The sequence below is a fragment of the uncultured Porphyromonas sp. genome (genome assembly GCF_938039215.1).
In the GTDB taxonomy this organism is placed as follows: Bacteria; Bacteroidota; Bacteroidia; order Bacteroidales; family Porphyromonadaceae; genus Porphyromonas.
This window is the reverse complement of record NZ_CALHVI010000004.1, coordinates 41372-52520: the sequence shown is the minus strand read 5'-3', so window position 1 is coordinate 52520 and position 11149 is coordinate 41372. Positions and strand designations below refer to the sequence as shown.

Here is an 11149-nt window from a genome sequence, read left to right as displayed (position 1 = left end):
TACGTATAGAAAAGAGTATATTTGTAGGTGCACGACTCGCATAGGCTTCTCCTCCAGAGCGATATGATCTAGAGGAGTCCCTTGTCGAGGCATGCATCCATGCCGAGAGATATAGGCCTCGGCTCAAGCTGACAACAACACTACAGCAAATACACATACATACATGGAACAAGTCGATGTGCTCCTCGGCCTGCAATGGGGAGACGAAGGGAAGGGTAAGATCGTCGATGTCTTGACTCCTTCGTACGATATCATAGCACGCTTCCAAGGGGGGCCTAACGCTGGTCACACCCTAGAGTTCGAGGGGAAGAAGTACATCCTACGATCGATCCCCTCTGGGATCTTCCAAGGTGATAAGGTCAATGTCATAGGTAATGGGGTCGTACTTGATCCCATCCTCTTCGCCGACGAAGCTCGTGCGCTCTCCGAAAGTGGTCATGACCTACGTAAGCGTCTCGTGATCTCACGCAAGGCTCACCTCATCCTACCTACACACCGCTTCATCGATGCCGCCCAAGAGGCGATCAAGGGTGGAGCAAAGATCGGTACCACCGGTAAGGGCATCGGCCCTACCTACACCGACAAGATCGCCCGCACGGGGCTACGTGTCGGAGACATCCACTCTGACTTTGCCCGCAAGTATCAGGAGGCTAAGGAGCGTCATCTGACCCTCCTCGAGGCTTACCACTACCCTGTCGAAGGGCTTGCTGAGCTAGAGGCTAAGTGGATGGAAGCGATTAAGTACCTCGAAGAATTCACCTTTGTCGATAGCGAAGAGTACATCAACGATGCCCTTCGCTCCTCACGTCGTGTACTTGCCGAGGGAGCTCAAGGCTCACTCCTAGACATTGACTTCGGCTCCTATCCCTTCGTCACATCGAGCAACACGGTCTGTGCAGGATGCTGTACGGGGCTGGGTATAGCTCCACGCAGTATCGGCGAGGTTTACGGGATCTTCAAGGCCTACTGCACCCGTGTCGGTGCTGGTCCCTTCCCTACCGAGCTCTTTGATGAGACGGGAGAAAAACTCTGCTCTCTAGGTCATGAATTTGGCTCTGTCACGGGTCGTCGTCGTCGCTGTGGCTGGCTTGACCTCGTAGCCCTTCGCTACACGGTGATGCTCAGTGGGGTCACTCGCTTGATCATGATGAAGAGCGACGTGCTCGACACCTTTGAGACCATCCGCATCTGTACCGACTATGAGATCCGAGGCGAGAAGACGCGTCACTTCCCCTACGAACTCACCGAGGAAGTTCGTCCGGTCTATCAGGAACTCAAGGGCTGGCAGTGCGACACCACCAAGCTCACTGATCCCAAGGACTTCCCTCAAGAACTGAAGGACTACATCGCCTTCGTCGAACGGGAAATCGGAGTACCCATCTCGATCGTCTCTGTCGGTCCCGATAGAGCACAGACCATCGTCCTCCATCCTGAGCTCCTCCCTGAGGGGCACGCTTAGATCCCGATGACCTATCAGGAAGCCATTGAGTATCTCTATGCCAAGACTCCCGTCTTCCAGCAAGTAGGAGGCGCAGCTTACAAGCCTGGTCTAGAGACAACTCATTACCTGGATACACACTACCGCCATCCGCACCACTCCTACCGTACCATCCATGTAGGAGGGACGAATGGCAAGGGCTCAACTTCACACACGATAGCTGCCGTCCTAGAGGCGGCAGGCTATCGGGTGGGGCTCTTCACTTCACCTCATCTCCTCGACTTCCGTGAGCGTATCCGTGTGAACGGAGTGATGATCTCGGAGGACTTCGTATGTCGCTTCGTTGAAGGGGCTGAGGAACTCGTCAAGGAGGTATCACCCTCGTTCTTCGAGCTGACGACCATGATGGCCCTCGTCTACTTCCGTGAGCAGAAGGTCGATTTCGCAGTCATCGAGGTCGGGATGGGAGGAAGGCTCGACAGCACGAATATCATCCAGCCCATCCTCTCGATCATCACGAATATCAGTAAGGATCACACGCAGTACCTCGGAGATACCCTAGCGAAGATCGCCGTAGAGAAAGCAGGCATCATCAAGCCCTCGACACCGATCATCATCGGGCGAGCTGATGAGCCCGAGGTCCTAGAGGTCTTCAGAGAGCGAGCTACTCAACTATCTGCTCCCCTCACCCTCGCTAGCGAAGCAGTGCCTCTGGGCGCTATTCATAGCGAATCCAGGGGGCAGACCTTCGAGGTCACCGATCCTACTCTCATCACATCAGAGCCCCTCTACTTCGAGCTCGGAGGACTGGTACAAGCGGATAACCTGAGGACGATCCTTTCGGCTCTCCGTGTGCTCCGTGAGCAAGGGATAGCGATCCCCGAGGTAGCCATTCGCAAGGGCTTTAGCGAGGTCACCCGCATGACGGGTCTACGTGGCCGCTGGGAGACCCTCTCTGAGCGCCCCACTCTGATCTGTGACACGGCGCACAACGAAGATGGTATCCGCTATGTCGTCCGTCAGCTCGTGTCGCTGGATCGCCCCCTGCACCTCATCTTCGGGATGGTGAGTGACAAGGATGTCCGAGGTGTCCTCTCCCTGCTTCCTCACGAAGCTAAGTACTACTTCACCGCTGCCCGTGTGCCCCGTGCCTTAGCTCCCGAAGAGCTGAGGAAGCTCGCACAAGCCTACGACCTCCATGGGGAAGTCTATCCCTCCATCCGAGAGGCTCTAGCTGCTGCCCAGAGTGCAGCACAGCCCGAGACAGATGTGATCTTCGTCGGGGGGAGCAACTTCCTCATCGCCGATCTTCTAGCAATTCAATCAACTAACAACGATAAGTAACACTATGGAACAAGCAAAGCTGTCACTGCGTGACAAGCCACTCGCCCGCTGGGGTGCGCTGGCACTCATCTCGCTGACGATGTTCTTCGCCTACATGTTCGTAGACGTACTCTCCCCTGTGAAGACGCTCGTCGAGACCGAGCTCGGCTGGGACTCTACCATCTTCGGACTCTATGGCGGGAGTGAATTCTTCCTCAACGTCTTCATTGGTTTCCTCATCCTTGCGGGGATCATCCTCGACAAGATGGGGGTACGCTTCACCGCCCTTCTTGCGGGTAGCATGATGGTCATCGGAGCTCTTATCAAAGTCTATGCTCTGAGCGCTACCTTCCGCAATGGAGGTCCAGGCTACGATGCCATCAACAGCTTCAGTAGCTCCATCCACGGCATCACGGGCTGGAACCTTCCTCCTACAGCACTCTGTGCCTGCCTCGGCTTCATGCTCTTCGGCTGTGGTACTGAGATGGCTGGTGTGACGGTCTCTCGTGCGATCGTCAAGTGGTTCAAGGGCAGATCAATGGCACTCGCTATGGGTATCGAGATGGCTGTAGCACGCCTTGGGGTAGCTGGTGCCCTATGGCTCTCTCCTTGGCTATCTAAGAAGTTCGAAACAGTACAGGCTCCTGTCATCTTCTGCGCCCTGCTCCTTTGCATCGGTCTGATGCTGTATGTCGTCTACTTCTTCATGGATAAGGCTCTGGATAAGGATATCGAAGGTGAAGAAGAGGAAGAAGCAGAAGAACCCTTCAAGTTCTCTGACCTTGGTAAGGTCTTTGGCACAGGTGTCTTCTGGATTGTCGCTATCCTGTGTGCACTCTACTACTCGGCCATTTTCCCCTTCCAGAAGTTCGCAACCGAGATGCTACAGTACAAGGTAGGCTTTGATAACGAATTCGCATCTCGTATCTTCAGTACCTTCCCCTTTGGAGCTGCGCTCGTGACACCTTTACTAGGCTACTATCTCGACCGCAAGGGCAAGGGTGCAACGATGCTCATCATCGGTTCTATTCTGATGATTGTCTGCCACATGACCTTTGCTCTCTTCCCCTTCGTATACGATAGTCTTGGCAGTTCGATTGTCGCTATGACTGCAATAGTCATCCTCGGGATCTCCTTCTCGCTCGTACCCGCTACGCTGTGGCCAGCTGTCCCCAAGCTCATCGACAACAAGGTCCTAGGCTCGGCTTACTCGGCTATCTTCTGGATTCAGAATATCGGTCTGATGTCTGTGCCCATCATCGTAGGTAGCGTCCTTGATTCCTCTAATAAGGGCATACCCGAAGGTCAACCCAAGGACTACACGCTTGCCATGCTTGTCTTTGCTAGCTTCGGTGTCATCGCTCTACTAATGAGCCTCCTCCTCAAGGCTATCGACAAGAAGAAGCAGTACGGTCTTGAGCTCCCTAATGTCCAGAAGTAAGGACTAGACTCATCACTCATCCTGCCGAGGTGCTGATCCCTTCCGAGGGGTCAGCACCTCGGTCTTTTTACCCGTCCCCGCTCCACCGCTTTAGAGTAGCCATAGATACACCTCCCTAGTACCCCATTCATGGGTCGCCTCGGTACCCCATGAATGGGATACCCGATCGACCCATGAATGGGGTCCTTGAGAGGCTCATGAATGGCTACTATTCATCCCCAGACTCCGACCAGCTAGCTTTACGATCACGGAGCATGAAGCCTCCTTAGGGTGAACCGAATAGCTCGGAAGGTTTTCGGGTGAACTCCTTCGAGTCTTCCTTTTCAAGGGGCTTAGCTAGAGACAAGGAGCTAACATGCAGGGCATCTTAGCTTTTTGGAGTATCTTTGTGCACCATTGAATCAGCCTCTAGGGGCTATAGATACAACGAAAGAAATATGGCAGTCGAAATAAGACAGATCTCGGATAAGGCCGATCTGAGGAAGTTCGTCAAGTTCAACCTCAAGCTCTACAAGGGCAATCCGTATCACGTGCCTGGACTCGTAGAGGATGAACTCCTGACGCTGGATCCGACACGCAATCCCGCCTTCAAGTTCTGTGAAGCCGCTTACTTCCTAGCCTACAAGGATGGACGCATCGTCGGGCGTATCGCTGGGATCATCAACCATCGAGCCAACGAGACGTGGAATCAGAATAACGTTCGCTTCGGCTTCGTCGACTTCATCAACGATAACGAAGTCGTCGATGCCCTCTTCAAAGCCGTCATCGACTGGGGTAAGGCTCATGGTAAGGAGATGATCCAAGGGCCTATGGGCTTCTCCGACCTCGATCACGAGGGGATGCTCATCGAAGGCTTTGATCAGCTGGGTACCATGGCTACGATCTATAACTATGCCTACTATCCCAAGCAGATGCAGCGTATGGGCTTCGTCAAGGATCAGGACTGGCAGGAGTACAAGATCACCATCCCCGAAGATATCCCCGAGAAGCACAAGCGTATCGCTGAGATCGTCCGCACGAAGTATGGGCTGAAGACCCTGAAGTTCAAGAACCAGCAGGAGATCCTCCCCTACGCCCACCGTATCTTCGACACGCTGAACCAAGCCTACTCCGTCCTCTACGGTGTCTCAGAGCTCTCACGCGAGCAGATCGACTACTATGTGCGCATGTACATACCTATGCTACGCTATGACTATGTCACGGTCATCGTCCGTGAGGAGGATGACAAGGTCGTAGGCTTCGGGATCACCCTCCCGAACCTCAGTAGAGCCCTTCAAAAGGCTAAGGGTCGCCTCTTCCCCTTCGGATGGGCACACCTACTGCGTGCACTGAAGATGAAGAATCCCATCGTAGACCTCTACCTCATCGGGGTCATCCCAGAGTATCAGAACAAGGGGGTCAATGCCCTGCTCTTCGATGACCTCATCCCCATCTTCCAGAAGAATGGGGTGCGCTATGCCGAGAGCAATCCAGAGCTCGAGACCAACGCTGCCGTACAGATGCAGTGGAACTACTTCGAGCGCAAGCACCACAAGACCCGTCGTGCCTGGATCAAGAAAATAGATTAAACCATGCTTGTCGAATTACTTAAGTCCAAGATTCATAGAGTAACCGTCACCGAGGCTAACCTCTCCTACGTGGGGAGCATCACCATCGATGAAGACCTGATCGAAGCAGCCAACATCCTGCCAGGAGAGAAGGTACAGATCGTCAATAACAACAATGGAGCTCGCCTAGAGACCTACGTCATCGCTGGAGCACGTGGCTCAGGGGTCATCTGCCTCAATGGAGCTGCTGCACGCCTCGTACAGCCCGGTGATACCGTGATCATCATGGCCTACGCGTGGATGAGCTACGAAGAAGCACAGGGCTTCAAGCCTGCTGTCGTCTTCCCCGATACCGAAACAAATAGACTTGTATAAGAGCCCCTATGTTCGAAAACCTAAGTGAACGCCTCGAGCGGTCCTTTAAGATCCTCAAGGGTGAAGGTAAGATCACCGAACTCAACGTCGCCGAGACCCTCAAGGATGTACGCCGTGCCCTCCTAGAGGCCGACGTCAACTACAATGTAGCTAAGAAATTCACCGAAGAGGTCAAGGAGAAGGCCCTAGGACAGAACGTGCTCACCGCCGTACGTCCTGGTGAGCTGATGGTCAAGATCGTCCACGACGAGCTCGCTGAGCTCATGGGCGGGAAGGCTGCCAACCTCAACCTCACAGGCACACCTGCCATCATCCTCATGTCTGGGCTTCAGGGCTCGGGTAAGACCACCTTCTCTGGGAAGCTGGCCAACCTACTGAAGATCAAGCAGGGCAAGAAGCCCCTACTCGTCGCAGGTGACGTATATCGTCCCGCTGCTATCGAGCAGCTACGTGTGCTGGCCGAGCAGCTAGATGTCCCCGTCTTCTTCGACCTAGATAGCAAGGATCCTGTGAGCATCGCTCGCCGTGGGGTCGCCGAAGCTATGGGTAAGGGCTGTGATGTCGTCATCATCGACACCGCAGGGCGACTGGCCGTAGACGAGGAGATGATGCGTGAGATCGAGGAGATCAAGCGTGCGATCCGTCCCTCAGAGACCCTCTTCGTCGTCGACTCCATGACGGGGCAGGATGCTGTGAATACAGCTAAGACCTTCAACGAACGTCTAGACTTCGATGGGGTCGTCCTCACCAAGCTCGATGGGGATACCCGTGGTGGGGCTGCCCTCTCGATCCGTACCGTCGTCGACAAGCCTATTAAGTTCGTCGGGATGGGCGAGAAGATGGACGCTCTGGATGTCTTCCACCCCGAGCGTATGGCTGACCGTATCCTCGGCATGGGTGATATCGTCTCCCTCGTCGAGCGTGCACAGCAGCTCTATGACGAGCGTGAAGCTAAGCGCCTCGAGGAGCGTATCGCCAAGGATCAGTTTGACTTCAATGACTTCCTCGCCCAGATCCATCAGATCAAGAAGATGGGGAACATCAAGGATCTCGCAGCGATGATCCCAGGTGTAGGGAAGGCGCTGAAGGATATCGATATCAAGGATGATGCCTTCAAGAGTATCGAAGCCATCATCTACTCGATGACCCCCGAGGAGCGCTCCAAGCCACATATCCTCGACGGTCACCGCCGTAAGCGCATCGCTCAGGGTAGCGGCACGAGCGTGCAGGATGTCAATAAGCTCCTTACGCAGTTCGCCCAGACACGCAAGATGATGAAGACCCTCCAAGGCTTCAAGGGTGGTAAGATGCCCAAGATGCCTAAGATGCCTCTCATGGGTGGTGGTAAGTTCCGCTAGTCTTTCATTCCTCTCTGCCTCATGATGAGGCTTATATGAGATCATCCCTTGGATAATCATCATCCACGCTCCTCGGAGCCGTCCATGATCCTTATCCAAGGGATGATCTTTTTACCTGCTAGATACTTATACAGATACACGATATGAAGCTATCCAAACTACAGATCGTCTCTGCTCTCTCCCTCCTCTTACTGAGCACCAGCGTCTCAGCAGAGGCACAGAGAGCTAAGCGACTCATCGATGAAGTCAACCCCTTCATCGGCACATCTAACTTCGGGACGACCAACCCTGGGGCCGTCGTACCCAACGGCTTGATGAGCATCACTCCATTCAATGTATCAGGCTCAGCCGAACTCAATAAGTTCGACAAGGATAAGCGTTGGTGGAGTACTCCCTACACCGCTGACAACAAGTTCTTCTCGGGCTTCAGCCATGTCAATCTAAGTGGTGTAGGTTGCCCAGAGCTGGGGAGTATCATCGTATCAGCCTCATCAGGCGATCTCGATGTCGACTATACACACTACGGCTCTGCCATGAGCCACGAGCAGGCACACCCTGGCTACTACAGCGTCGAGCTTGACAAGCACAAGATCAAGGCTGAGGTGACCACTACGCAGCGCACAGCCGTATCTGCTTTCACCTTCGAGCGTGGAGGTAAGAGCAACATCCTCGTGAACCTTGGTCTAGGACTGACCAACGAGAGTGGTGCTACCGTGCGCTTCCTCAATGACTCAACCATCGTCGGCAGTAAGCTCATGGGGACCTTCTGCTACGCTCCTCAGGCAGTCTTCAACCAGTACTTCGCCATCCGCATCAGCCGTCGAGCTCCAGCCTCAGGCTACTGGAAGAAGCAGCCTCCTATGGAGGGTGTAGAGGCCGAGTGGGATAAGGACCAAGGTAAGTACAAGATCTATCCTACCTACCGCAAGGCGATCAGCGGAAATGATGTCGGGGTATGGTTCTCCTTCGACACCAAGCCTGGAGAGACGATCTACGTGCAGACGGGTGTCTCCTTCGTCAGCGAAGAGAATGCCCTGCTGAACCTCACTACCGAGCAGCCTACACTTGACTTCGCCGCCGTCCGTCGTGCCGCAGAGGATAGCTGGGAGAAGGCTCTGAGTGTCGTCGAGGTAGAGGGCGGTACAGCCGATGAGCGTACCATCTTCTATACGGCGCTCTACCACCTCTTGATCCACCCCAATATCCTTCAAGATGTCAATGGACAGTATCCCATGATGGGATCACTAGAGACAGGTACCACAAAGCACGACAGATATACCGTCTATTCGCTGTGGGATACCTACCGCAATGTCCATCCCCTGCTCTCCATCCTCTATCCACGCAAGCAGCTAGCCATGGTAGAGAGCATGCTCGATATGTACAAGGAAGGTGGCTGGCTCCCCAAGTGGGAGCTCTACGGGCAGGAGACCTTCACCATGGAGGGCGATCCCTCGATCATCGTCATCAACGATACGTGGCAGCGTGGTATCCGGGACTTCGACACGAAGCTCGCCTACGAAGCCATGCTCAAGGGGGCTACGACTCCCGGTAAGGACAACAAGCTCCGCCCCGACTTCGATGACTACGCCAGCCGTGGCTATGTACCCTTGAGAGAGAAGTTCGATAACTCCGTCTCTCATGCCCTAGAGTACTACATCGCCGACTGGAATCTCAGCCAGTTCGCCTCTGCTATGGGCAAGAAGAAGGATGCACAGCTCTTCGCTCGCCGTGCCCAAGGCTACAAGCACTACTATGACAAGGAGACGGGGCTTCTCCGCCCCATCCTTCCCAATGGGAAGTTCCTCACCCCCTTCCACCCCACCCTCGGTCGTGACTTCGAGCCTAACCCTGGCTTCCATGAAGGGAACTCTTGGAACTATAGCTTCTATGTCCCTCATGATATCCGTGGGCTTGCTAAGCTCATGGGAGGAGAGCGGAAGTTCGTAGACAAGCTGCAGAGCGTCTTCGACAAGGAGAACTACGATCCAGCTAACGAACCCGACATCGCCTATCCCTATCTCTTCACCTACTTCCCCAAGGAAGCATGGCGCACCCAGCGTATCACGAGCAAGCTCCTCGGGCTATATTACCTGAACGATCCCAGTGGTATCCCAGGCAATGATGATACGGGTGCGATGAGCGCATGGGCTATATTCACGATGCTTGGCTTCTATCCAGACTGCCCAGGATCGATGAGTTATGCCCTCACGACTCCTGTTTTTGATAAAGTTACCCTCCATCTTGATACGAAGTATTACAAGAATTCTACGCTCGTCATTGAGACGAGTCCAGTAGACTCTGAGACCAGCCGTCGTGGTATCTACTTCGATCAATTTAAGATAGGTAACAAGCTCTATAAGAACACCTACCGCATCAATCATGATGAGCTAATGAATGCCGGAAAGGTGACCTTCTTTACCAAGGTTATAGGGGGTACTCCAGAGGTTGTTGCATGCCAATAGAGGTAAGGCTATCAAATGTTTTTTGCAGGAAATGCCTCAGAGCCTTTATGTAAGCAAAAAAATCTGTACATTTGATCGAGAATAAAGGAGAGATCACACCTTACGATCTTCTAGGATCAAAGCCTATACTCTCCCCTTACAGATCAGCACATTGTACAACCCATATAACAAAGCTCATGAACAAGACAGAATTTATCGCTCGCGTAGCAGAGAAGGCAGACCTCACCAAGGTAGATGCTCGTGCTGCTGTAGAAGCCTTTGCTACCGTCGTAGCTGACGAACTAAAGAAGGGAGGCAAGGTTGCTCTCCTTGGTTTCGGGACTTTCTCTGTAACTGACAAGCCAGCTCGCGAAGGGATCAACCCACAGACCAAGAAGAAGATTCAGATCCCAGCTCGCAAGTCCGTTAAGTTTAAGGCTGGTGCAGCACTCAATCTGAATGCTCCTGCTAAGAAGGGCAAGAAGTAATCATCTTCCTCTTTAGGAATTTGTACAAAGAGAGGTCACTTCATCTGGAGATGAAGTGACCTCTCTCCCTATATAGCCTCCCAACACCCTATCCTGTGCGTATAAGGATAGGAGACTTTCCTTAGCCCGATTCTGCGAGCCTTCTCATGCTCCTTATCCCAGCCTCTGAAGGTGGATAGGGAGGTCATCCTTACCGCTCGCCAGATAGCCATCTCAAGCCATTCTACACGGGCTCTACGAGAGGATAAGGAGAGTAGCCTTACACAGATATTTCGACCTATCTCTCTCCCATTATCCAACCTTAGGATGAGGGGAGGGAAGTTTTCCCTTATCCTTATCCAGATGATCATCTCCCCTTTAATCCTTTCTTCATGGTCCACACCTCTATCTCCCCTCTAATCCGTACTTCTATCAACTCTGAAGGAGGACGCATCTCCCTAAAAGAGGGAGACGAAGAGCTGGGCTATATTTCCTTCAGCCTCACCTCTACTGGAGTTGCTGTCGCTGAACATACCTTCGTCCAACCAGAGCATGAAGGCAAGGGATATGCTGCTATGCTTGCTCAAGCCTTCTTCGCACTATGCGCTGAGCGCAGGCTTCAAGTTCGCCCCAGCTGCTCCTACATCAAGGCATACATGCTGCGTCACGCTGAGCTAAAGGCCTACTTAGAGGAATAGCCTACGCCTAGCCAAGAAAGAGCAAGGGCTCATCCAGCTATCTGAGGATCGCTGGATGGGC

The 11149-nt window shown here is 53.5% G+C and carries 10 protein-coding genes; 9 read left to right on the top strand and 1 reads right to left on the bottom strand.

Annotation, left to right across the window (positions count from 1 at the left end; genetic code table 11):
• The first annotated feature begins 163 nt into the window (after positions 1-163).
• The 8 genes from Q0336_RS00470 to Q0336_RS00435 all read left to right on the top strand — a co-directional run bounded on the left by Q0336_RS00470 (position 164) and on the right by Q0336_RS00435 (position 10411).
• Positions 164-1459: an adenylosuccinate synthase gene (locus Q0336_RS00470; RefSeq protein ID WP_298524166.1), complete on the top strand. Its 1296-nt coding sequence runs from the start codon at positions 164-166 to the stop codon at positions 1457-1459.
• A gap of 6 nt (positions 1460-1465) precedes the next feature.
• Positions 1466-2782, top strand: coding sequence for a folylpolyglutamate synthase/dihydrofolate synthase family protein (locus tag Q0336_RS00465; protein WP_298524165.1), 1317 nt, complete (start codon positions 1466-1468; stop codon positions 2780-2782).
• A 4-nt stretch (positions 2783-2786) separates the two neighbouring features.
• Positions 2787-4202 (top strand): MFS transporter, encoded by a 1416-nt coding sequence (locus tag Q0336_RS00460; protein ID WP_298524162.1) that lies wholly within the window; start codon positions 2787-2789, stop codon positions 4200-4202.
• Positions 4203-4639: 437 nt separating this feature from the next.
• Entirely contained in the window at positions 4640-5770 is a 1131-nt protein-coding gene (locus Q0336_RS00455; RefSeq protein ID WP_298524160.1) for a GNAT family N-acetyltransferase, read from the top strand.
• Positions 5771-5773: 3 nt separating this feature from the next.
• Entirely contained in the window at positions 5774-6124 is a 351-nt protein-coding gene (gene panD, locus Q0336_RS00450) for an aspartate 1-decarboxylase (protein ID WP_298524157.1), read from the top strand.
• Between the two features lie 8 nt (positions 6125-6132).
• Positions 6133-7482 (top strand): signal recognition particle protein, encoded by a 1350-nt coding sequence (ffh, locus tag Q0336_RS00445; protein ID WP_298524154.1) that lies wholly within the window; start codon positions 6133-6135, stop codon positions 7480-7482.
• Between the two features lie 143 nt (positions 7483-7625).
• Positions 7626-9944: a GH92 family glycosyl hydrolase gene (locus tag Q0336_RS00440; protein WP_298524151.1), complete on the top strand. Its 2319-nt coding sequence runs from the start codon at positions 7626-7628 to the stop codon at positions 9942-9944.
• 125 nt (positions 9945-10069) lie between these two features.
• Complete coding sequence (locus Q0336_RS00435; protein ID WP_298524227.1) at positions 10070-10411, top strand: HU family DNA-binding protein; 342 nt, start codon at positions 10070-10072, stop codon at positions 10409-10411.
• Positions 10412-10479: 68 nt separating this feature from the next.
• Here the strand turns inward: Q0336_RS00435 and Q0336_RS00430 are convergent, their stop codons facing one another.
• Positions 10480-10791 carry a hypothetical protein gene (locus tag Q0336_RS00430; protein WP_298524148.1) on the bottom strand — a complete coding sequence of 104 codons (312 nt, stop codon included), beginning with the start codon at positions 10789-10791 and terminating at the stop codon, positions 10480-10482.
• Here Q0336_RS00430 and Q0336_RS00425 point away from each other — a divergent pair.
• A complete protein-coding gene (locus Q0336_RS00425) occupies positions 10783-11088 on the top strand; it encodes a GNAT family N-acetyltransferase (protein ID WP_298524145.1) in 306 nt (101 codons plus the stop codon). The two genes, Q0336_RS00430 and Q0336_RS00425, sit on opposite strands and share 9 nt — an antisense overlap.
• Positions 11089-11149: the final 61 nt, after the last annotated feature.